The sequence below is a fragment of the Vibrio sp. E150_011 genome (assembly GCF_053544015.1).
In genome coordinates this window covers 58,917-79,103 of record NZ_JBHFOL010000015.1, presented here as the reverse complement: position 1 = coordinate 79,103, position 20,187 = coordinate 58,917, and the positions used below count along the sequence as shown (strand labels likewise).

Genomic DNA, 20,187 nt, shown 5'->3' with positions numbered 1-20,187 from the left:
TCACCTATGCAAAAATTTATGGGCGTGCTGATCATATTAGTGTGTGTGTTCGGCGGTTACGTTTGGGCCGGTGGAAACCTGATGGCGATATGGCAACCTGCTGAATTTCTTATCATCATTGGGGCGACCGTAGGGTCATTGATTGTTGGTAACCCACCGCAAGTCCTCAAAGAAATGCGCAGTCAACTGCGCAGTATTGTCGCCCCTCAAAAACAAGAACAAGCATTTTATATGGAGCTTATGGCACTGCTGCAGGTCTTACTCGAGACCGTACGAAGTGGCGGATTCAAAGCCCTTGATAAGCACATTGAAAATCCAGAACAAAGCCCGATATTCAGCCGATATCCATTAGTAAACCGTGATTATCGTTTAGTTTCTTTCATTACCGACAATTTGCGTTTAATGGCAATGGGACAAATGTCGCCTCATGAATTAGAGGGACTACTAGAGCAAGAAATAGAAGCCATTGAGACCGATCTGTTACTGCCATCTCGGTCGATGCAACGCACAGCGGAGGCTCTTCCTGGGTTTGGCATTTTAGCGGCCGTGGGTGGCATCATTATTACCATGCAAGCTATTGATGGATCGATAGCCCTGATTGGTTATCACATTGCAGCGGCTCTAGTAGGCACATTTTTAGGTATTTTTGGTTGTTATTGCTGCTTAGATCCAGCCAGTAATGCCATGGCCCAGCGCGTTAAACGAGACATGTCAGCCTTTGATTGCATTCGCGCCACCCTGGTCGCGTATGTTGCAAAGAAGCCAACATTGCTTGCCATCGATGCCGGGCGAAAACACATTCAGCTAGACATCAAACCCACTTTCAATCAAATGGAGAGGTGGCTAGCTGAACAGGAGGGATAATGCAAAAACAAGAGTACGTTGTCTTTAAGCGTTCTGGGCGTCGTCATGAGCACGAACATCATGGCGGGGCGTGGAAGGTGGCATTGGCTGACTTCATGATCGCCCTAATGGCCCTATTTCTGGTGTTATGGGTCATGCAGGTGGTCGATAAAGAAGAGCGTAAAGCCATCGTTGCCCATTTGAACATGGGCAGCGTCTTTGATAAAAGCACTGGCAACCTATTTGATACCTCACAAAGTATCTCACCCATTGATCTCGCGAGTGATTCTTCGGTGCCAAGTCAGCATGACTCTGTCCATACGGTCACCTCTTTTTACAACGGTAACGGCAACGGTCCAGAGACTGATTCACTGATTCAAGGCACCTTCGATACGCAAGAGCAACTGGTTTTGCTTGCTCAGGTCATCGAAAACATGACAAGACAGATCAGCGCAGAGGGCAACGTCGATATTATCGTAACCCCACAAGGCCTGCGAATCGTCTTACAAGATGACTATAAACAAAGTATGTTTCTTCGTGGTGGCGCGACATTAACCCCATTTTTCGAAGACCTGCTATTAGCACTTGCCCCCATTTTTCACCAAGTTGAAAACCCTCTCATCATCAGCGGTCATACCGACGCCACATTGTATAAGAAAGCATTTGGTCGCCGTTCTAACTGGGATCTCTCCGCTTCACGTGCCAATAGAGCACGGCAGACCCTTGTCTCCGGTGGTATGCCCGAGCAGCGAGTACTACAGGTAACCGGGATGTCCGACAGAGCGCTGCTCAATGCCGATGAACCGAAGTCGAGTGAGAATCGACGCATCGAGTTATTTGTCCTCACCACACCCGCAGCACACGTCATCAGTACCTTATTTGGTGAACAACCAAGCAGCGCATTGAACAAGGCACGACAACAAGCCCAATTCAATCAACCGGTATTAAGGCATGACACCATCGGGTATGCGATAGATAAAACGTCAACGACCACACCACAGCCCTTATAACACGGATGTAACCAACCAAGTTCTATGCTTGGGTAGAACGTCGAGCCAATACGTGGCGATGGTGGATTACGTACCAAGGTAGTACTCACCCTTTGATGGGTGAGATCTATGTATGACGAAGCGTCAATCGCGAGCAGTACATCGTAAATTGATGAGAGTGAATTAGAGCCTGTTATGAAGCAAAGTCCGACACACATTCCCGATTCTCCGCCAGACGCACTTAAAAAAGCGTTCCTTTGGTTGGTGGTGGTTGACTATGTTTTATTGGCTTTTTTTCTCAGTCAGCTTGCAACACTGACACTTAAAGGAGGGACGGCAATTAGCCTATTGTTGGTCGTGTACAATGTTTTACTGAGCTTTCTTTGCTTTAGAAGAACCCATCAACATGATGGCTATATCATTTACCCCACACTCTCCGCCACCTTACTGGCGTTTATCTGCTTTCTTTATTTTTTCTTTTTGGTGTGATTCTTCTAGACCCTCTAGCAAGAAACACCTGATCGCTCTCTCACAGACGCGACTTAAAATCATCACCATCCTCCATTTCTGTCTCAGTGACGTCCTATCAGAAAATGTGACAAAGAACAGCCAACAGCATCACTAATGTCGATTCCTATCCGCTATTTTTTCTCATTCTTTGAAGTCGGTTGAAAGCCAAAATTATAAAGTGTGAACTATCAACCACATCTTGTTTTTTACGCTTTGTTTCAAGTCGCGATTAATTATTATGTATGACAATAATACATACAAGGAATTACAAAATGAAACAAAGTCTTGTCCTCACCGGTTCATTGTTGCTGTCGGTTTCTGCCTTCGCAAACGTGGCGAACAATGGTGTGTCATACCCTGTCCCTGCCGATAACTTTGATATGCGAAATTGGAAGATCACGATTCCATCTGATATCAATGAAGATGGTCGAGTCGACGAGATCGAGGGCGTTGCGATGATGAGCTACTCTCACTCAGATTTTTTTCACCTAGATAAAGATGGCCACCTTGTCTTTGAGGTACAAAACAAGGCGATTACGACCAAAAACTCAAAAAATGCTCGCTCAGAGCTGCGTCAAATGGCGCGTGGTGCAGACTTCTCTATCGACACTCATGACAATCTAAACAACTGGGCGCTCTCCAGCCACCCTGACGCAAAAACGTTTAGTGCTGTTGGTGGCAAACTGGAAGCGACCCTAAAGGTCAACCACGTTTCTCTGCACGCCAAATACCCTGAAAAATACCCTGCGCACTCTGTTGTTGTAGGACAGATACACGCTGAAAAAGACAAAGCACAAATCAAAGCGAAATCAGGTTATGGCCACGGTAATGAACCGATTAAGATTTTCTACAAGAAATTTCCAGGTCATAAAATGGGCTCAGTATTTTGGAACTATGAGCGCAACCTAGAAAAGAACGATCCTGATCGCGCGGACATTGCTTACCCTGTATGGGGAAATACATGGGAAAACCCAGCGGAACCTGGCGATGCTGGTATCGCATTGGGAGAAGAGTTTAGCTATAGCATTGAAGTGAAGGGCACAATGATGCACCTGATTTTTGAAACGGCTAAACACGACACCGTAAAATATGACATCGACCTAAGCAAAGGCATCGACGACAAAGATTACCCAACTGGTTACGCAAAAGATGCGTTCTACTTTAAAGCCGGTGCTTATGGTCAGTGTAGTGTCCAAGAATCTCACCCTGTATGGGGTCCGGGCTGTGAAGGTACGGGTGACTTTACGACTGACAAAAAGAATGGCGACTACAACAGCGTGACATTCACCGCTTTAAAGCTCAACGGTAAATAAGCGCACCCAACTATATCCTAGTTCAGTTTAACCATGATAAACGGCCCTTCGTTATACGCTATAGGTAGCGAAGGGCCTTATTAACAGTCATGGGCTCGTCGTAATCAGATCGTGATAGACACGACAGATTACCAATTACCTCAGTTGTATTTGGGTCAGCGAGCTAAACAACATTTCCTTGTCCGCATCCGTTAAGTAATCAGAGTCGAGCGTGGCTTTGAAGAGTGCGAAGTCACGATTAGACAACGTGCCACCTTCATGCAAATATTCCGCAATATCCGTATTAATTTTCTTACCAAGTCTCAATAAATCGGGGCGAACCACGGTGTTTAAGTCTCTTGGAGTACTTGTGACTGGCTGAGTCAACAAATCGGCTCTATACCTATATTGAATGGCTTTTGCCGCTGATATTTGCGCCTTAAAAAAACCGACAACACTTTGTTTATCTAAGCCTTCTTTTTCAGCCGATAGACTCGCCTTTTCAATCACCACCGCTTCTCGATCTAGATCCTCTATCGCTTTGCCATTATTGGCTTTATATAACGCAACGTCTTCCATGTAACTCAAGCGCAGGTGGATTGTTGAAAATAACTCATTAGGGGTTGGCGTCACAGCCGCAAAAGAATTAAAGGAAAGTAATGCGGCTGCAAATAAAATCGTCGGTTTAAACATAGGTTTCTCATCATCCATATTAAGAGCATTGATCATAAGACCTACAAACAAATATTCAAGCCGTTGCTTAATGCTATCTTGTCGAAGATGACAATATGCGCAGCAAATCTCTATTTCAACAACGCGACGACAGTGTGGCGGTGCACATTAGCTTGGGCATTCATGGCTTGATAGGTGTGAGAGAAGTCGCCGGATAACTGGTTCAGTTTCGTGACCGTCTGCTCAACTTGTGACTCAGTAGGAAGATTAGATTGGCGCTGAATACGTGACATCTGTGTACTCAATTGAGATTGGAACTGCTGGCTGTCTTGAAGGCTTATTTGTGCTTGTTGTAGGTGCTGATTCACGGTTGCTATGGATTGCTTAATCCCTTCACGACTTGCTAAATCAAAGCGCAGCTCGGCAATGCCATCTGGCTCAGCTTGTACGGTAAACGTATTGGCTTGTCCAGCAGGAAAGCGGTGGCCTTGTCCCGTGACTTTTACTTGTTGCTGCATGGCGACATAAGCCGACTCTTGCGCCTGAAATACGACCGTACCATCACGAGAAAGGCTGGCCCTCATGCCCATTGGAATCAAACTACGATCCAACTGTTTCACGGTGCGCTCGGCACTACTTTGCGAGTCTGTTTGTCCGTCAAACTGCATGATGACCGTGCCGTGCGCAGGGAAATCAAGACGCACTTGTTCACTACGATCACTTAAACGTCCGGCATTTAAGCCCGGTATTGAGAAATGTCGTACATCGGCGCTGTCTAGTTTGAGTTTCAGCTCATTATCCACAACACGTTTGTCATCAAAGCGCGCACGATTAAGTGTGGTTTCAATGACGCTTTTTGAACGAGATAAAGAAGCCGTCAGGGCATCCGAAACACCATGAGTCAGAGCCTGGGTGAGGTTGCGCTTCACTTGCGTCAGTTCTCGCCCGACGCCTTGCAACGCTTTACTGGCAATTTGTACCGACGTCGCCTGCTGTTGGCCTTGCGTAAGCAATACACCTGATAGCGAGTACGCCGACGTCATTGTCGTGGCAGGCGTGAGATAACGCTTAGACAGCGACGTCGTTGATTCAGGGGTTTGAGACGGCGCAATACTTGCTGTTTCTTGACCACCTAACTTAATACTATGTGGCCTAACTTCCACCGTACTTACCGCCATAACACTTCCCTAGTTAACGCGTGGAGCGCCTTAAATTCGGTCGAATAACGACAGATCATTGATTTTGACGTAGCTAGCTTGCGTAGCTTGCAATGCCGCCATGTAATTGCTTAGACGCACCGATGCTTCCCCGTAATCCAATGCTGAGATGTCACTGGTGACCTTATCGACAAACAGCTTATTTTCGCTGTGTGCCCCCGCCAGTAGATCAAGGTTATTGTGTCGACCACCGATCTCAGTCATCGCCCCTAATACGTTTGCCAAGCTATCATCTATGGCGGCAATACTGGCATCAACTTCAGCTCTAAAATTTGGGCTCGGGTTCTTAAATTCAACAATCAAATCATCAATTTGATTCAGTACATTACTGCCACCGCCTAAATCCAGGATGTCTTTTGCGGTCATGTTCGACGTCATGGTCACGCCTTTTGCGACAGTCACAACACGCTTATCGCTATTACCATCAATCGTGTATCCAGCGCCAGTATTCGACAACGCCGCGGTATCCGTTTTGGTGCCAGAAAAGAGAAAATGCCCTTCTTCATCCTGAGCGTTGAACGAGGATTCTACCGAATCTCTCAGGCTCTCTAACTCAGTAATCATGCCAGCACGATCCTCATCCGTCAGTGTCCCATTCGAGCCCCACAACACGAGCTCCCTCATGCTTTGCAAGCTCTCTGTTACCGAATCAAGCTGGATCTCTTGACTCGATAATATGGTTTTGACGTTATCAATATTGCGATGGTACTGATTGATTGCACTGCCTTCTCGCTCTAGATTCAACAACTGAATCGAAGCCATTGGATCGTCGGATAATTTTGTTAAACGATCACCGGTGGCCATTTGCTCTAATACCTTGCCAAGACCCGCGTTGTTCTGCTGTAGGCTTTGCAACATCATTTGGCTAAATTGAGTATCACTGATTCTCATGCGCGCTCCTTAAAACAGCTGCAACACCGAATCAAACAATTGATTCGCAGTGCTGATCACTTTCATATTGGCATTATGGGCATTAGCAAACGTCATCAGGTTTGCGGCTTCTTCATCACTGTTAACGGCGCTGACATTATCGCGAGCGGCAATCGCTTGCTCATTCATCGCATTTTTTGCCTGATAATCCGACTCGGCTTGTCGTGACTTGATCGCCGTCTCTCCGGTCATGGCGGTAAAGGCATCGTTTAACGACAACGAGCCAAACCCGGAGATCGCAACTGGTTTATTGCTGATCGCAATCAAGTCGGTCAGGTTGTCGCTGTTACCAGGTGTGCCGTCGCTAGACAATGCCAGCTCATCAGCAGTGAGGGCATTGATCGCAATACTAGAGGCTGGATTGGCAGGGTCATACGTAAACAGCGCCGCCCCGGCGTTACCATTGAGATCGAGGCCAGCCGCAAGCGTTGCATTAAATTCATTAGCAAGGTGCATCGCCATGTCATCTAAGGCGTCTTGATTTGGCTTTAACACCTCGGTTTGATAGTCGTTCAACGCACCAATCTTTCCGCCGATATCACCATTGGTTGCAAAGGTTTGCTGAGCAAATTCAATATGCAGTTCTGCTAAATAAGGGTCACTCGCATCGGGAATGGCTTTTATCTTACCTGCATCCCCTCCCAACACTAATGGCTGCCCAGAGGCAAGTGAGATTTGCACACTACCATCAGGCTGATTCGTCGTTTTGACTTCCATAATTTTAGATAGTGAACCAATTAGGTGATCGCGAGTATCGAGGAGCTGCGCCGCATTGCCTCCCGTCCCCGTGGTTTCAACTATCTGTTTATTCACTTCGGCAATATTTGCCATCACGCTATTGGCATGGGCGATGGCGGTATTTCTTTGGTCGTGCGTGTCTTTATGCTGGCCATGAAGCGATTGAGTCAGGGTATTAAAACGAAGCGCGAGAGCTTCTGATTCATTGATAATTTGCTGACGAAGCGGCGTTGACTCAGGCTTGGACGTCGCATCATTAAGGGAGGCAAACAAAGAATCGAGCCCCATATTAAGACTAAAACCATCGGCGCCGAGCATGTTTTCAAGCTGAGCCATACTGCTCATATAACTCGATGCATAATTGGCTGAGCTATTCGTCGACCACGTTTGAGACACCAAGTATTGATCCGTCACTCGGCGAATCCCCGTCACTTCCACGCCCATTCCTGGGCTGCGGGAATCGTACTTGCCACCAGATATCGAAGCCATTAATGCTTGCTGCCGGCTGTACCCTTCGGTGTTGATGTTAGCCACATTTTGCGCCGTCACATCCAATGCAACGCGGTTGGCATTCATACCTGATAGCGCAATATTAACGAGATTCATAATAGATCACGCTCCGTTGTTCTTAGAAGAGGCTGAGAGAAAGCCATCGTAGTGGCAGACTCTTGCGGTGATTGAAGAGTAAAGGCGACTTGTGAGGGGAAAGCGTTAACATCATGGACTGAATTCTTTACCGCGATAAGCTCAGGCTGTGAACTCGCTTCCAAATCATTGGCGGAGGCTAATGACAACGCACTGTTAGCCTCAAACTGCACCTCTGAATGGGAAGGGCTCAGCTGTTTAACCAACATATCGGCAATGCCTGAGTTTTGTTTTTTGGCAAGCTCTATCGCCAACTGGCCATCATGCATATCACGAAATACCCCTTGCTGCTGGGATGAAAACGGACTGTCTTCATCGGCCAATACATCGCTGCTACTGCGCATTTGTCTGAGCACCATTTGCAAAAACATCGCCTCAAACTGACCAGCGACTTCTTTAAGTGCCGCAGGTGAGTCCTGACTATGTTTAATATTGGTGAGGGCAGCATTGTCGTGGTACAGAACCTGTGTATTAATGCTCGAGTTTGTCGTCTCAATTTTCATGCTACTCTCCTAAATCACGACGAGTTCGGCGTTTAAGGCACCGGCTTCATGCAGCGCCTGCAAAATAGACATGAGGTCAGTCGGTGTCGCACCCAAACTGTTCACCGCATTAACAATCGTGTTGAGCTCAGTACCCGCGGGCCAGATGACCATCTGAGCTTGATCTTCTTGGATATCAACCTTGGATTGATCGACCACCACCGTATCACCGTCAGCAAAGGCATTGGGCTGGCTAACACGCTGTGATTCAGAAATGGTTACCGTTAGATTGCCATGACTCACTGCGGCTTCGGTGACCTTAACGTTTTTACCAACCACCACCGTCCCAGTTCGAGAATTGAACACGATTCGGGCTGGCTTCCGCCCCTCAATCACACTCATTTCTTCCAACATTGACATCATGGTGACGCGTTGCTGGGTATCTTTAGGAGCTCGCATGTCGACTCGAGCCTTATTGACGGCAATTGCCACATCAGGACCAAATGTGGCATTGATCTCACGTGCGATATTCTTTGAGGTCGTAAAACTGGCTTTGCGTAGATGCAGCGTGATCTGATCGCGGCTATTAAAATCAGAAGGGATTTCACGCTCCAAAATCGCTCCATTTGGAATACGCCCAGAGGTGGGTGTATTGACGGCAATTTTAGAGCCACTTCGCCCCTCAGCCGACACACCGCCCACCACCATATTACCTTGTGCAACGGCATATACATCGCCGTCCACTCCGCGTAACGGGGTAAGCAAAAGCGTGCCTCCTCGTAGGCTTTTCGCATCACCAATCGATGACACGACGATGTCTAAGGCCTGACCAGGCCCCGCCATCGGGTCAACCATAGCCGTCACACTGACGGAGGCTACATTTCGAAGTTTCGGATTGGCCGCATCATCAATCTGTACACCAAATTGACGCAGCATATTCATGATGGACTGAGCGGTAAATTTCACCTGATTACGATCGCCCTGGCCATCCAAGCCCACGACTAAGCCGTATCCCACCAATTGGTTATTCCTGATGCCTTGAACATCCACCAGGTCCATAATCGGAATCGGTGTTTCTGCTCGCGATGTGGTGCTCATGCCAAGTATCAGTGCCAAAAATAGCGTAGTACACGTTATCTGTTGTCGATTCATTAAAAAGGTATCCACGGGCTGGTAAAGAACTGCGTTAACCACCCTGCTGAGTTACTGTCAGCCAATGCGCCACGCCCTGAGTAAGTGATGCGGGCATCACCAATACGATGAGAAAAAACCTGGTTGTAACGGTCGACATCATCGACACGCACAATCCCTGTCACACGAATAAATTCATCCCCTTGATTAAGACGAATCCATTTTTCACCACTGATGCGTAACACGCCATTTGGCAACACATCATGCACCGTTACCGTAATGGCGCCTTCCAAGCTATTGCCCTGTGAACTGGCAGCAGAGCCATCAAAGTCACGGTCTCCACTTAAACCCACCGCGGTTTCATCGTATGTCTTTCCACCGATGCTGGCCGCACCAAAGTTGACACTCGATGACTTACCAAACTTAGTGTCTGCCTTTTTGCTGGATTGGGTTTCTTCGGCAAGTAGAATCGTCAGCATGTCGCCCACTCGATACGCACGGCGATCCTGAAACAATGTCAGGTTATAGCGGTGTCGGTACAAACTGCCACCCGCCGCTTTCGGCAAATCATAATTGAGTACCGGAGGAGCGTACTTTTGCTCATCTGGTTCGGGCGGCACGAACTCTGGACGGATCGAGCACCCGGAAATACCAAGAAGTAGCATTGCTGTGATAAAGAGTGAACGCCATGTCATGTCAAAATCCTTACGCGTGATGCGACTACTTAAATGGCTTGAGCAACAAACTTGAGCATGTCATCAGCGGCAGAGACGACCTTGGCATTCATCTCGTAGGCACGCTGAGTGGTGATCATGTCGACCATTTCCTCCACCACTTGCACATTAGAACCTTCCAGAGCACCCTGCTTAATACTGCCTGCGCCTTCTTCTCCCGGTATCAACTCTTCGGCTTGACCACTCGCCTCCGTTTCTTTGAATAAGTTCCCGCCCACCGCTTCAAGTCCGGCCGGGTTAATGAATTTCGCCAATGATATTTGACCTAAATCTTGTGGCACTGTGCTGTCTGCGGTAGTCGCGGTTACCGTGCCATCGACCCCAACAGATAAACTCAGTGCGTTGTCAGGCAACTGCACTTGTGGCTCTAGTGGGAGGCCCTGACTGTTCACCATCAACCCCTCGGAGTTGACATGAAACTGGCCATTTCGGGTATACATGATCTGCCCATCGGAGTTTTCAATTTGGAAAAACCCCTGCCCCATAACCGCGAGATCAAGTTCTTGTCCCGTGTTTTGCGCGCTGCCTTGTGTAAAGACTTTCTGCGTGCCCACGACACGAACCCCACTACCAAGTTGTACGCCCGTTGGTAGTTGATTGACTTGATCTACTTGTGCGCCCGGTTGACGTTGAATGCTGTAGAACAAATCCTCGAAGACCACTCGATCTCGTTTAAAGCCCACGGTATTCACGTTGGCGAGATTGTTTGAGATGGCTGACATCTTGGTGTCTTGCGCAGCCATACCAGTCTTACTGATCCATAGTGCTGAATGCATTGTGTTGCTCCTTTGCCGTGCGCGTTAACGCGCACTCATTAATTTATTGCCTGCTTGTGCCAGTGTTTCTGCCGTTTTCATCATGCGGATTTGCATCTCAAAATTTCGAGTGAGTGACATGACACTAAGCAGCTCATCAATGGCGGATACGTTACTGGCTTCTATGTGCTCAGGGGCGAGATTAACGGTCGCATCGGCGGCAAACGGCGCCCCCGTATTACTGTGCAGTAAGCTGTCGCTTTCTTTTTGCAGCTGTGTCGGATCAGGTTTTACCAACTTCAGTTGCCCAACCTCGACCTCGGCATTACCACCGGGTGGGATAATGGCAACCCGGCCGCGCTCACTGATTTCCACTTTTTGATAGTCAGGCAACACCATCGGCCCGTTATCACCCACAACGGCAAAGCCGTTGATGCTCATCGCCCCCAGCTCATCGACCTTGATATTCCCGGCTCGGGTGTAGGCCTCATCACCGGCAGGCGTTTGCACGGTAAAGAAACCATCGCCCATCACCGCGACATCCAAGGCTCGACTGGTTTTCACGATGTCACCCGCATCAAAACGGGTTGCCGCTGAATTGGTCACTACCATGGTGCGACCATCAAAACCAGAACCGGAAAGCGGCACGCTTTTTACCCGTTCCATGTCGGCCCGAAAACCTGCAGTGTCGGCATTCGACAAGTTATTGGAACGAACATGCTGCGCCTTAAGTACGCGGCTTGCGCCCGTTGTTGCAGTAAATAGTAAGCTGTCCATGCTCGAATCCTTACACTGCGTTGAACAGGGCTTGTGTCAGCTTATCGGAGGTCGAAATCGTCTTAGCATTAGCTTGATAATTACGCTGCGCGGTCATCAAATTCACTAGTTCAGACGTCAGGTCCACATTGGATCCTTCTAACGCGCCTGGCGTTAAGTCACCCAGAACCCCCGTCCCCGGAGTCCCCATCACTGGCGCACCAGAGCCGTAGCTTTGTGTCCAAGCAGTGCCATTGGTTTTCGCCAAGCCTTGTGGGTTAGCAAAGTTAGCTAAGACCACTTGACCTTGAAGTTGTGATTGACCATTGGTGTAGGTCGCAAACACCATCCCATTGTCTTCCACGCGCACACCCGCCAGTTCACCCGAGGTATAGCCATTCGGGCTATTGGTGCTCACACCAAATGCGGCGCCAAACTGAGTGCTGCCCGCCAAACTGATATCGATACTCATGTTGTTGGCACCGGCAGCCGGGAAGGCAACGTTAAAGCTGCCTGTCGGAGAGGCCAATGTACCATCGGTGTCAAAGGTCACGTTTTGGGTTGTTGCGGCCGGGGTCGTCGCCGAGCCATCGACTTCAACATTCACTTGCCATGTATTGTCGGCTGTCTTGGTAAAATACTGGGTGACGGTATGCGGGTTGCCGAGCGAGTCATGTACTTTGGTGGTGTAAGAGGAATTAAATGAACTAGGATCGGTTGAATCAAACGGTGTTACCGCTTGGTCAATAACCTTTGAGCTGGCATCAAAGTTGGCAACAAAATCCAGTTTATCGGTTGCTTGAGCGGCCAATGACGAGGTGCTGATTTTCACATCCCCCACCGAACCCGTCAGTAAGTTGTTTTTGCCATCCACGTTATAACCTTGCAGCTTTGCCCCTGTGTTGCCGACGACATAGTTTTCTTTATCCGTACCAAACACCCCTGCGCGGGTATACAAGGTCTGCCCCATGTGGTCTTTAGTCACAAAGAACCCGTTACCATTAATCGCTAAATCCATGGAACGTCCCGTTCCAGAAACCGAGCCGTTTTTATCAAAATTTTGAGAGATAGCGGCAACTTCAACCCCACCAGCTTGCATACCGTTATAGACCGCAGAAAACTCGGTTCTCGCTTCTTTAAAACCATACGTCGATGCGTTAGCAATATTGTGGCTAATCGTGTTCAGTTGTGTGTTGGTGGCGTCCAGGCCACTTAATGCGATATCAAAGCTCATGATGTCCTCTTCTTGGTATTTTGTGTGATGTACTCAACAAGGCGCTAGGCACCAAACTGGCTGATCTGATAAAAAGGCACGCTACCGACACCGGTAATATTGACCAGTGCTGCGCCACCTGTGCTTGGGATACGAACCTGCTCTACCTCACCGGCAAGCAAAAGATTCGGCGAGGTCTGTCCCTCTTGAACTTCCACTGACACTCGGTAGTTGCCTGGCTTCAAGCCGTGCTCTTCAGGGTCAAGGGAGAACTCAACATCACCGGCGGCATGGGCGCCAAGTGGCACTGTCGTCTTCTGCCCAAACTCATCTTCGACAATTAGGTTTACTTGGTTTGATGAATGAGCAAGCTCAATTTTCCCATTCTGAGCAGTCTCACCCATCTCAAACCCATTGCTGCTGACATACACGGTTTGTCCGACTAAGCCTGCCGTTGATAGCACCTGCATATTGTCGAGGAGCACCATACTGTTCTGCATCAGTGACGACATATTTTCAGTACTTTGAACCTGCGAGAACTGCGCAAGCTGACTAACATATTCAGTGCCATCTAACGGGTTTAAGGGATCTTGATTTTGTATCTGTGCGACCATCAAGGTGATGAATTCATTTTGCAGTGCGCTACTGCTATTCATGTCTTGCGGGTTGGCCGAAACACCTGCATCGGTTTGTGCCGGCAACGGGGTATCGCTCGACAATGCACTAAACTGAGCAATACTCATTAGCGACCCTCCCCTAAACGCAATAACCCTTGCTGCATACTTTTCACGTTAGCGAGTACCTCGACATTGGTCTCAAAGCTACGAGTCGCTGACATCATGTCAGCCATCTCTGTCACCACATCAATACCTGGGTAATACACATAGCCTTCTTGGTTCGCTAATGGGTTACTGGGTTCAAAACGCTGCTCGGCTTGTGATTGACTTTGCACCACGTCCACGATTCGCACCTCGGCATTGGGATACAATGCTTGCTCGGCCGAGAGTTGGGATTTGTTGTACACCGTCGCAAAAACGGGCTTGAGTGCTTTATAGGCATCGTCTGGGTTTGCAGAGACAGCATCCGCGTTGGCTAAGTTACTGGCGACAGTATTGAGCCGCACAGTTTGCGCCGTCATCGCCGACCCCGCGATAGAATAGATATCCGTAAATGACATGATTAACGTCCTTCAATTGCTTTTGCCAAGCCATTCAACTTCATATTGAGAAACGTTAGGCTGGTTTGAAAATCCATGTTGTTTTGCGCGAACTTGGCCTGCTCAACACCCAATTCCACCGTATTGCCATCTTTGCTGTTTTGGTAAGGCATCGAATACTGAGACTCAACCATGAGTTGAGGTACGTTAGACGACACGCTATTCGGCGTTACTTGCCCCATCACGGCCTTAAAGCTAAGGTCTCTGGCTAGGTATCCAGGGGTGTCAACATTTGCTAAGTTACTAGCCAAGACCTTGGTACGCTGAACCCGAAAGTCGAGAGCATTAGGATGAACCCCTAGTGCATTTTCAAAGCTGATTGCCATCTCACATTCCTTTCCATCGGCAAAGTACCGAGAGACGTTACAATTTACATGCCATAAATTTAATTCACTAAAAACAATGCATTACAATAATAAAAGGAAGTCAGACTTCCGTTTATCGGAAGTGTTCACCATGATATGGAAGAAACTAGGAAGCATAGTTTTGATACTGTTGAGCCATTCTGTCATGGCCCAACAATCACAAACCATGACGGCGAAAAGTATCACTCAAGACGTTGAGAAGTCGGTGAAAGATGAACTGTCACTGCTCGCAAGTCAGCAACAATGGGGCGAGTTTGAAGCCACTCTCGTGACCTTAGTTCCAGACTCAGTAAAACACCTTGAGCGTTGTTTACAGCCTCTATCAATTACAGGTCGCGATAATCATTATTTCCCCGTTGGCCACCTAAAACGCAGTGTCACTTGCCAAGACGGCCAGAATGATTGGCGCATCAACACGACGGTACGTGTCACGTTGTCGTTGCCTGTGGTGGTGGCAGCAAAAACCTTAAATCGCCACGACAACATCACCTTTAAAGATGTCAAACTCGAGCAACGCTCAATCACTCGAGATATGCCGTTTATTGTTCGTCTTGACCAAGTCATAGGGAAGAATGTGAATAGGCGTCTACGTTCTGGGCAGCTCATCAATGCACGCTTTATTAGCACCCCGCCGCTAGTGGAAAAGGGTAACGAGGTGATCATGGTCGCCACCTCTGGGAAGTTCAGCGCCAGCACCCGAGGACTCGCAATGGAAACAGGGGGAAAAGGAGAGCAAATTCGAGTGCAAAATTTGAAATCAAAAAAAATAATTCGCGCCGTCGTGACAGGATTAAATCAAGTTCAAACCCAGTTTTGAGTGCCGCATAGCCAACATAAATATTGGGCTCAAGGTATCAGATTTCATCTTATGGCCTCGTCAACACATCACGTTGTGCTGTACAAAAAAAAGAGGCGTACCCACATTTAATGATCCTCCCATGTTTGTCGCCCTATATCGTTAACAATCGATACCGTTAACAGCATGTGACAGGAGATGTGCAATGAAAATCGACAAGGTAGCGGGTGGGCATGTTCCACAAACGGCGCTTAAGCAGCCCAATACGTCCGCAACAGAAGCGCCCAGTCGTCAATCCATCAATGCCGCTGTATTCAATGCTAATACGGTCGCTCTGGATACCGCTCAAGCTGAGCTATCCCAACTGCCCGATGTCGACATGGCCAAGGTTGAGCAAGTTCGCAATGCATTGAAAAATGGTGACCTCTCTTTGGACGTTCAAGCCCTCTCTCAGGCGGTGATGCGCTTTCATACGGGGCACGACTAACGATTAATGGCAAGCACGTCGACAATAGAACAGATGACAAAGTGAACGTAAAGCGTTGAGAATAATGAGGATTCCATGACAGTAACAAAAAGTGAATTGGTGCAGAATTTTGTGGTTTCCATCTCGGATGACATTAGGCTTTATCACAAATTACTTGCACTTTTGCAGCACCAAAAAGCTTTATATCTCAAATTGGATGGCAATGCGCTCAATAAAAACATTGAGCAGCAACTTCCAGTTTTGAAACAATTAAGCCGCGGCGCGGCCACTCGTACTATGTGCTTACAACAACTGCAATTGCCAAGCTCAGAGATAGGAGTGAAAGCACTAACAAAAGCACTGCCCATTAAGTTACAAGCACACGTCGTCAAGCAATGGTCAGTATTAGAAGCTTTAATTAAGCAGTGTCAACGCTGTAACCATGATAACGGACAAAGCTCTGCGGCCTTTCATGAGCTGCTGGGAGAATTGACAGGCAAAGCCCCGAACACATATGAAGAACAAGCTGTCTATGGTGAGTATGCCCGTTAACTCGTGCCTGCAAGACCAACCGTTAGGTCGCCACACGATTAGAGTGGTGACCATAGCAGTGCTTTCTCTACTATTCATGTTTAGCAGCACAAGTTTCGCGATTAGCTCGCAACAATCCACCATCAGTCAAAGTGCGATCACGCCTCACCTAGAGATATTAAAGCCTTATCAAGCCGCTATTCTCAATAAACTCGACACGTTCAGCCCTTTAATTAACGACCTCTTCAAGCAGCTTACTCATCATTCGTTACCGGAAAGTCTAATCTTGATACCCATGCTCGAGTCTTCCTATAACCCGAAGGCTGTATCCGCCGCGAATGCGGCTGGTCTTTGGCAGCTGATCCCTGCCACGGCAACGCGTTTTGGATTGACGGTCAATGACCATAAGGATGAACGCTTTGATATTGAGGCCAGTACGTCTGCTGCCTTAAAGTACTTAGATTTTCTTTATCGTAAATTTGACGGCGATATCAATCTAACGTTAGCCGCTTACAATGCGGGTGAAGGTCGTGTACAGCGGGCAGTGAGTCGGGCAGGCACTCGACAATTTGATCACTTAATTTTACCCAGCGAGACTCGCCAATATGTATTACGTTATCACGCGCTGTTAACGCTGGTCGATCTGGATAAATTAAAGCAACCAGGTACAACAACGCAGGAAACATTTACCCCGTTATTCTTATTTGGACAACACTCAGCAAAGCAACAAGTCTCACTTATCGACCTTACCCCTCTGCCAGCATTAATTTCATTGTGACCCTTATCTAGTTACGAAAACTCTTGCTTTGCAGAATGCTTTTCGCTGGTAAGATGCTGGCATCTTTACTCCGTTTACCGTGTGCCACCTCCTCATGCAAAATGAACGAAAAGCTCTACTCTTTGCTTTATCCGCTGTCCTACTTTGGTCTACGGTTGCGACCGCATTCAAGCTCACCTTGGAAGAGTTCACGCCTGCTCAAATGGTCTTTGTCGCCTCTCTGGTTTCTGCCATTGCGCTCGTGATTGTGTGCGGGGCTCAAGGCACACTAAAACAAATCAAAACGACGTTTATTTCCAATCCTTGGTACTACGTATTGCTTGGGCTGATCAATCCGTTTGCTTATTACCTCATTTTGTTTAAAGCCTATGACTTGTTGCCCGCTTCTCAGGCGCAACCCATTAATTACAGCTGGGCGATAACCTTAACCTTAATGGCTGCCGTATTCTTGAAGCAGAAAATTCGAGGCCAAGATTGGATTGCGTGCTTATTGGGCTATTTCGGTGTGGTTGTTATTGCCACCAAAGGCGATGTGCTAGGGCTGCAATTTGATAGCCCATTGGGTGTCGGCCTTGCTCTTATTTCCACCCTGCTCTGGGCAAGCTATTGGATTCTAAATACCAAGAACACGGCTGACCCAGTGATTGGGGTTTTGCTGGGCTTCTTAGTTGCATTGCCCTTGGCATTTGGCGTCGCAATTTTTGAGGGCGCTTCTTGGGGCGGTATTAGCACGCAAGGTTGGCTCGCCGTGACTTATGTGGGTTTGTTTGAGATGGGCATTACGTTTGTCTTGTGGCTCAGCGCTCTTAAGCTCACACAAAATACGGCGCGCATCAGCAACTTAATCTTTGCTTCGCCATTCATATCTCTCATGCTCCTTGCTTATGTGATTGGAGAAGAGATTCACCCGTCAACACTGGTGGGCTTGGTGTTGATTGTCATTGGCTTAGTGGTGCAGCAGATTAAACGTCGCTAGGTTTTAGCATTTTATTTGCCTCAATAAGGCCGAGTTTAAGGTGGCCATTGAGGCAATGACACCTCATCGCGAAATGATACGAATAGAATGCTGTTTTTATTGAAGAGCACATAAGGTTAAAACATCTACATGAATGACACGATTGCGATTCGCTTAACAAAAGACCAAGACCTAAAACAGGCCATCCAGTCGCTGGTCACCGAGCATAATATTAAAGCGGGAAGTGTTGCGTCATGTGTCGGATGTCTTCAGTCGATTCATATTCGCCTTGCCGGCGCCACTCAGTCCATCATGATGCAAGCACCCTTTGAGATCGTTTCCCTGATGGCCACGCTTACGCCTTGTCATCAACATATTCATATTGCGGTGGCCGATGCCCAAGGAAAAGTGATCGGTGGCCACTTGCTCGAAGGCAGTCTCGTTGATACCACTGCAGAGCTTATCCTCCATCGATATCCTGACCTTCATTTTAGTCGAGAACATGACCAGACCACGGGCTATACCGAATTGGTGATAACACAGATTTAGACCCAATATAATTACCTGTTATTCACTCACAACGCGCCTATTCCAACGACAAATTTTATTCACTGTTTTAACGAAAAATCCCTTCTTTTTATGTGACTGTATTATTGAAAATTAATACAAATAACCAGACATCACTAATAAATCAGTTCTTAACTCCAATCGCTCATTTTTAAATCAACTCGATTGATTGCATATTGCTGTCAGTCCTGTAGAAAAAGAGCGATAGCAAAATAAATTTTTCGCGAAGTGTACATATTTTTGAACGCGAATAACTAAACCCTCATGGATAATAATTACAAAGGAATTTTAAATATGGAGAGTTCCATCTCGTCACCTGCCACTACACGTGCCGGATTGAGTCAATTAATTCGCTCCCTTGGCCCTGGTATTATGATGGCCGCTGCCGCCGTAGGAGGCTCACATCTGGTTGCCTCAACCAAAGCTGGCGCCATTTATGGCTGGCAGTTAGCTGCTCTGATTTTGCTGGTCAACCTTCTTAAATATCCATTTTTTCGAGCCGGCATCCAGTACACCATGGGAACAGGCGATAGCCTTATTCAGGGTTATGCTAATCTAGGTCGTGGTTATTTGTGGGTTTTTACGATACTCAGCGTCATTTCAGGCATCATTAATACCGCAGCATTACTGCTATTTAGTGCTAGCTTACTTGGGTATTTTTTACCCTTTGAATTACCGCTCGTCGCCTTATGCGGCATTGTTTTAGCTACGTGCCTTGCTATCTTGTTTGCGGGTCATTATCGCGCCCTCGATACCCTGTCAAAGGTCATCATGGCCGTGTTAACGGTTGCAACGGTCACCGCGGTTTGCATCGCTATCTCAAATGGCAGTGCCGCGCCAGCCGACTACCAAGCCCCGTCGCCATGGACCATTGCTTCTATTGGTTTCATTGTCGTGACCATGGGCTGGATGCCAGCCCCTATTGAGATCTCAAGCCTAACGTCGATGTGGCTAAAAACCCAATGTAAGAAACAAACCGTAACGCCAGAGTCGGCATTGTTTGATTTTAATGTTGGCTATATTGGCACCGCCTTACTGGCCATTGTTTTCTTGGCACTTGGGGCACTCGTGATTCACGGGTCTGGCACTGAGCTGTCGGCATCGGGCGTTGGCTTCTCTCATCAGCTCGTCAGCATGTACGCGTCAACCATTGGTGAATGGTCTCGCTACCTCATTGCTGTGATTGCCTTTTTCTGTATTTTTGGTAGCACCATTACCGTCATCGATGGCTATTCTCGTGCCATCGCAGAATCGCAGCGCTTGCTGCAAAAGAAAACAGCGGACAACCCCAAACACTTTCAGGCGTGGGTGGTTATTGTCGCAGTGGCGGCCATTTCGATTATTGCGTTTTTTGCTTCTGCATTAATGCCTATGCTTAACTTTGCTATGATCCTCGCATTTGTTACGACGCCAGTATTCGCGCTTTTGAACTACATATTGGTGTCACGAACTCAGCTTCCAGCCGCCCTACAATTGGGGACTAAGCTCAAAGTGCTTTCGTGGGTCGGCCTCACTTACCTATTTGGCTTCCTAGCTATTTTCATCTGGTGGAAATGGCTGATGTAATGCCTTAAAAACAAATGTATTAATAAAAGCCGAGCAAATT

General features: G+C 47.7%; 24 protein-coding genes. 11 read left to right on the top strand and 13 right to left on the bottom strand.

Translation table 11 applies throughout. The annotated features are described in order from the left end of the window. The first annotated feature begins 6 nt into the window (after positions 1 to 6). From motA to ACE1OE_RS19075, 4 genes are all read left to right on the top strand, one after another. Positions 7 to 864 (top strand): flagellar motor stator protein MotA, encoded by an 858-nt coding sequence (gene motA / locus ACE1OE_RS19090; RefSeq protein ID WP_102470892.1) that lies wholly within the window; start codon positions 7 to 9, stop codon positions 862 to 864. After that, positions 864 to 1,853, top strand: a complete 990-nt coding sequence (locus ACE1OE_RS19085) for a flagellar motor protein MotB (protein WP_102470891.1) — start codon at positions 864 to 866, stop codon at positions 1,851 to 1,853. The genes motA and ACE1OE_RS19085 overlap by 1 nt, the downstream gene beginning before the upstream one ends. Positions 1,854 to 2,027: 174 nt before the next feature. Continuing rightward, the gene (locus ACE1OE_RS19080; protein WP_372060209.1) at positions 2,028 to 2,321 is read left to right on the top strand and encodes a hypothetical protein; all 294 of its coding nucleotides are present in this window, start codon (positions 2,028 to 2,030) and stop codon (positions 2,319 to 2,321) included. 293 nt (positions 2,322 to 2,614) lie between these two features. Next, positions 2,615 to 3,655, top strand: a complete 1,041-nt coding sequence (locus ACE1OE_RS19075; protein WP_102470889.1) for a polysaccharide lyase family 7 protein — start codon at positions 2,615 to 2,617, stop codon at positions 3,653 to 3,655. 135 nt (positions 3,656 to 3,790) lie between these two features. On the opposite strand, the gene aroQ is transcribed toward ACE1OE_RS19075, so the two are convergent. From aroQ to flgB, 13 genes are all read right to left on the bottom strand, one after another. Continuing rightward, positions 3,791 to 4,327 (bottom strand): gamma subclass chorismate mutase AroQ, encoded by a 537-nt coding sequence (gene aroQ / locus ACE1OE_RS19070; RefSeq protein WP_102470937.1) that lies wholly within the window; start codon positions 4,325 to 4,327, stop codon positions 3,791 to 3,793. Positions 4,328 to 4,437: 110 nt separating this feature from the next. Next, positions 4,438 to 5,484 (bottom strand): flagellin, encoded by a 1,047-nt coding sequence (locus ACE1OE_RS19065; protein WP_102470888.1) that lies wholly within the window; start codon positions 5,482 to 5,484, stop codon positions 4,438 to 4,440. A 30-nt stretch (positions 5,485 to 5,514) separates the two neighbouring features. Further along, positions 5,515 to 6,414: a flagellar hook-associated protein FlgL gene (gene flgL / locus ACE1OE_RS19060; protein ID WP_102470887.1), complete on the bottom strand. Its 900-nt coding sequence runs from the start codon at positions 6,412 to 6,414 to the stop codon at positions 5,515 to 5,517. A 9-nt stretch (positions 6,415 to 6,423) separates the two neighbouring features. After that, positions 6,424 to 7,797 carry a flagellar hook-associated protein FlgK gene (flgK, locus tag ACE1OE_RS19055; RefSeq protein WP_449211969.1) on the bottom strand — a complete coding sequence of 458 codons (1,374 nt, stop codon included), beginning with the start codon at positions 7,795 to 7,797 and terminating at the stop codon, positions 6,424 to 6,426. Continuing rightward, positions 7,794 to 8,339 (bottom strand): rod-binding protein, encoded by a 546-nt coding sequence (locus tag ACE1OE_RS19050; protein ID WP_102470885.1) that lies wholly within the window; start codon positions 8,337 to 8,339, stop codon positions 7,794 to 7,796. The genes flgK and ACE1OE_RS19050 overlap by 4 nt, the downstream gene beginning before the upstream one ends. A 9-nt stretch (positions 8,340 to 8,348) precedes the next feature. Beyond that, positions 8,349 to 9,470, bottom strand: a complete 1,122-nt coding sequence (locus ACE1OE_RS19045) for a flagellar basal body P-ring protein FlgI (RefSeq protein ID WP_449211968.1) — start codon at positions 9,468 to 9,470, stop codon at positions 8,349 to 8,351. After that, positions 9,470 to 10,144, bottom strand: a complete 675-nt coding sequence (gene flgH, locus ACE1OE_RS19040) for a flagellar basal body L-ring protein FlgH (protein ID WP_102470883.1) — start codon at positions 10,142 to 10,144, stop codon at positions 9,470 to 9,472. Before flgH ends, ACE1OE_RS19045 begins: the two co-directional genes overlap by 1 nt. A gap of 29 nt (positions 10,145 to 10,173) precedes the next feature. Next, the gene (gene flgG, locus ACE1OE_RS19035) at positions 10,174 to 10,959 is read right to left on the bottom strand and encodes a flagellar basal-body rod protein FlgG (protein ID WP_102470882.1); all 786 of its coding nucleotides are present in this window, start codon (positions 10,957 to 10,959) and stop codon (positions 10,174 to 10,176) included. 24 nt (positions 10,960 to 10,983) lie between these two features. Beyond that, on the bottom strand, positions 10,984 to 11,715 hold the full coding sequence (locus tag ACE1OE_RS19030) for a flagellar basal body rod protein FlgF (protein ID WP_102470881.1): 732 nt from the start codon (positions 11,713 to 11,715) through the stop codon (positions 10,984 to 10,986). 10 nt (positions 11,716 to 11,725) lie between these two features. After that, a complete protein-coding gene (gene flgE / locus ACE1OE_RS19025) occupies positions 11,726 to 12,928 on the bottom strand; it encodes a flagellar hook protein FlgE (protein ID WP_372060216.1) in 1,203 nt (400 codons plus the stop codon). 44 nt (positions 12,929 to 12,972) lie between these two features. Further along, positions 12,973 to 13,650, bottom strand: a complete 678-nt coding sequence (gene flgD / locus ACE1OE_RS19020; RefSeq protein ID WP_449211967.1) for a flagellar hook assembly protein FlgD — start codon at positions 13,648 to 13,650, stop codon at positions 12,973 to 12,975. Continuing rightward, the gene (gene flgC / locus ACE1OE_RS19015) at positions 13,650 to 14,084 is read right to left on the bottom strand and encodes a flagellar basal body rod protein FlgC (RefSeq protein ID WP_102470878.1); all 435 of its coding nucleotides are present in this window, start codon (positions 14,082 to 14,084) and stop codon (positions 13,650 to 13,652) included. The genes flgD and flgC overlap by 1 nt, the downstream gene beginning before the upstream one ends. A gap of 2 nt (positions 14,085 to 14,086) precedes the next feature. Then, on the bottom strand, positions 14,087 to 14,449 hold the full coding sequence (gene flgB / locus ACE1OE_RS19010) for a flagellar basal body rod protein FlgB (RefSeq protein ID WP_449211966.1): 363 nt from the start codon (positions 14,447 to 14,449) through the stop codon (positions 14,087 to 14,089). A 184-nt stretch (positions 14,450 to 14,633) separates the two neighbouring features. On the opposite strand from flgB, the gene flgA reads away from it, so the two are divergent. The 7 genes from flgA (at position 14,634) to ACE1OE_RS18975 (ending at position 20,147) form a co-directional block, all read left to right on the top strand. Then, the gene (flgA, locus tag ACE1OE_RS19005) at positions 14,634 to 15,305 is read left to right on the top strand and encodes a flagellar basal body P-ring formation chaperone FlgA (protein ID WP_241903157.1); all 672 of its coding nucleotides are present in this window, start codon (positions 14,634 to 14,636) and stop codon (positions 15,303 to 15,305) included. A gap of 184 nt (positions 15,306 to 15,489) precedes the next feature. Then, positions 15,490 to 15,771, top strand: coding sequence for a flagellar biosynthesis anti-sigma factor FlgM (gene flgM, locus ACE1OE_RS19000; protein ID WP_449211965.1), 282 nt, complete (start codon positions 15,490 to 15,492; stop codon positions 15,769 to 15,771). Positions 15,772 to 15,846: 75 nt separating this feature from the next. Further along, positions 15,847 to 16,302: a flagellar export chaperone FlgN gene (gene flgN, locus ACE1OE_RS18995; protein ID WP_449211964.1), complete on the top strand. Its 456-nt coding sequence runs from the start codon at positions 15,847 to 15,849 to the stop codon at positions 16,300 to 16,302. Continuing rightward, entirely contained in the window at positions 16,265 to 17,059 is a 795-nt protein-coding gene (locus ACE1OE_RS18990; protein WP_449211963.1) for a lytic transglycosylase domain-containing protein, read from the top strand. Before flgN ends, ACE1OE_RS18990 begins: the two co-directional genes overlap by 38 nt. Positions 17,060 to 17,153: 94 nt before the next feature. Then, a complete protein-coding gene (locus ACE1OE_RS18985; RefSeq protein ID WP_449211962.1) occupies positions 17,154 to 18,035 on the top strand; it encodes a DMT family transporter in 882 nt (293 codons plus the stop codon). A 129-nt stretch (positions 18,036 to 18,164) separates the two neighbouring features. Then, positions 18,165 to 18,563, top strand: coding sequence for a PPC domain-containing DNA-binding protein (locus ACE1OE_RS18980; protein WP_449211961.1), 399 nt, complete (start codon positions 18,165 to 18,167; stop codon positions 18,561 to 18,563). Positions 18,564 to 18,875: 312 nt separating this feature from the next. Beyond that, positions 18,876 to 20,147, top strand: coding sequence for an NRAMP family divalent metal transporter (locus ACE1OE_RS18975; protein ID WP_449211960.1), 1,272 nt, complete (start codon positions 18,876 to 18,878; stop codon positions 20,145 to 20,147). Positions 20,148 to 20,187 lie beyond the last annotated feature (40 nt).

What these genes read in the sequence shown, in the direction of transcription:
- motA (WP_102470892.1), top strand. Translation starts at nt 7, where the DNA reads ATGCAAAAATTTATGGGCGTGCTGATCATATTAGTGTGTGTGTTCGGC.
- ACE1OE_RS19085 (WP_102470891.1), top strand. Translation starts at nt 864, where the DNA reads ATGCAAAAACAAGAGTACGTTGTCTTTAAGCGTTCTGGGCGTCGTCAT.
- ACE1OE_RS19080 (WP_372060209.1), top strand. Translation starts at nt 2,028, where the DNA reads ATGAAGCAAAGTCCGACACACATTCCCGATTCTCCGCCAGACGCACTT.
- ACE1OE_RS19075 (WP_102470889.1), top strand. Translation starts at nt 2,615, where the DNA reads ATGAAACAAAGTCTTGTCCTCACCGGTTCATTGTTGCTGTCGGTTTCT.
- aroQ (WP_102470937.1), bottom strand. Translation starts at nt 4,327, where the DNA reads ATGTTTAAACCGACGATTTTATTTGCAGCCGCATTACTTTCCTTTAAT.
- ACE1OE_RS19065 (WP_102470888.1), bottom strand. Translation starts at nt 5,484, where the DNA reads ATGGCGGTAAGTACGGTGGAAGTTAGGCCACATAGTATTAAGTTAGGT.
- flgL (WP_102470887.1), bottom strand. Translation starts at nt 6,414, where the DNA reads ATGAGAATCAGTGATACTCAATTTAGCCAAATGATGTTGCAAAGCCTA.
- flgK (WP_449211969.1), bottom strand. Translation starts at nt 7,797, where the DNA reads ATGAATCTCGTTAATATTGCGCTATCAGGTATGAATGCCAACCGCGTT.
- ACE1OE_RS19050 (WP_102470885.1), bottom strand. Translation starts at nt 8,339, where the DNA reads ATGAAAATTGAGACGACAAACTCGAGCATTAATACACAGGTTCTGTAC.
- ACE1OE_RS19045 (WP_449211968.1), bottom strand. Translation starts at nt 9,470, where the DNA reads ATGAATCGACAACAGATAACGTGTACTACGCTATTTTTGGCACTGATA.
- flgH (WP_102470883.1), bottom strand. Translation starts at nt 10,144, where the DNA reads ATGACATGGCGTTCACTCTTTATCACAGCAATGCTACTTCTTGGTATT.
- flgG (WP_102470882.1), bottom strand. Translation starts at nt 10,959, where the DNA reads ATGCATTCAGCACTATGGATCAGTAAGACTGGTATGGCTGCGCAAGAC.
- ACE1OE_RS19030 (WP_102470881.1), bottom strand. Translation starts at nt 11,715, where the DNA reads ATGGACAGCTTACTATTTACTGCAACAACGGGCGCAAGCCGCGTACTT.
- flgE (WP_372060216.1), bottom strand. Translation starts at nt 12,928, where the DNA reads ATGAGCTTTGATATCGCATTAAGTGGCCTGGACGCCACCAACACACAA.
- flgD (WP_449211967.1), bottom strand. Translation starts at nt 13,650, where the DNA reads ATGAGTATTGCTCAGTTTAGTGCATTGTCGAGCGATACCCCGTTGCCG.
- flgC (WP_102470878.1), bottom strand. Translation starts at nt 14,084, where the DNA reads ATGTCATTTACGGATATCTATTCTATCGCGGGGTCGGCGATGACGGCG.
- flgB (WP_449211966.1), bottom strand. Translation starts at nt 14,449, where the DNA reads ATGGCAATCAGCTTTGAAAATGCACTAGGGGTTCATCCTAATGCTCTC.
- flgA (WP_241903157.1), top strand. Translation starts at nt 14,634, where the DNA reads ATGGCCCAACAATCACAAACCATGACGGCGAAAAGTATCACTCAAGAC.
- flgM (WP_449211965.1), top strand. Translation starts at nt 15,490, where the DNA reads ATGAAAATCGACAAGGTAGCGGGTGGGCATGTTCCACAAACGGCGCTT.
- flgN (WP_449211964.1), top strand. Translation starts at nt 15,847, where the DNA reads ATGACAGTAACAAAAAGTGAATTGGTGCAGAATTTTGTGGTTTCCATC.
- ACE1OE_RS18990 (WP_449211963.1), top strand. Translation starts at nt 16,265, where the DNA reads ATGAAGAACAAGCTGTCTATGGTGAGTATGCCCGTTAACTCGTGCCTG.
- ACE1OE_RS18985 (WP_449211962.1), top strand. Translation starts at nt 17,154, where the DNA reads ATGCAAAATGAACGAAAAGCTCTACTCTTTGCTTTATCCGCTGTCCTA.
- ACE1OE_RS18980 (WP_449211961.1), top strand. Translation starts at nt 18,165, where the DNA reads ATGAATGACACGATTGCGATTCGCTTAACAAAAGACCAAGACCTAAAA.
- ACE1OE_RS18975 (WP_449211960.1), top strand. Translation starts at nt 18,876, where the DNA reads ATGGAGAGTTCCATCTCGTCACCTGCCACTACACGTGCCGGATTGAGT.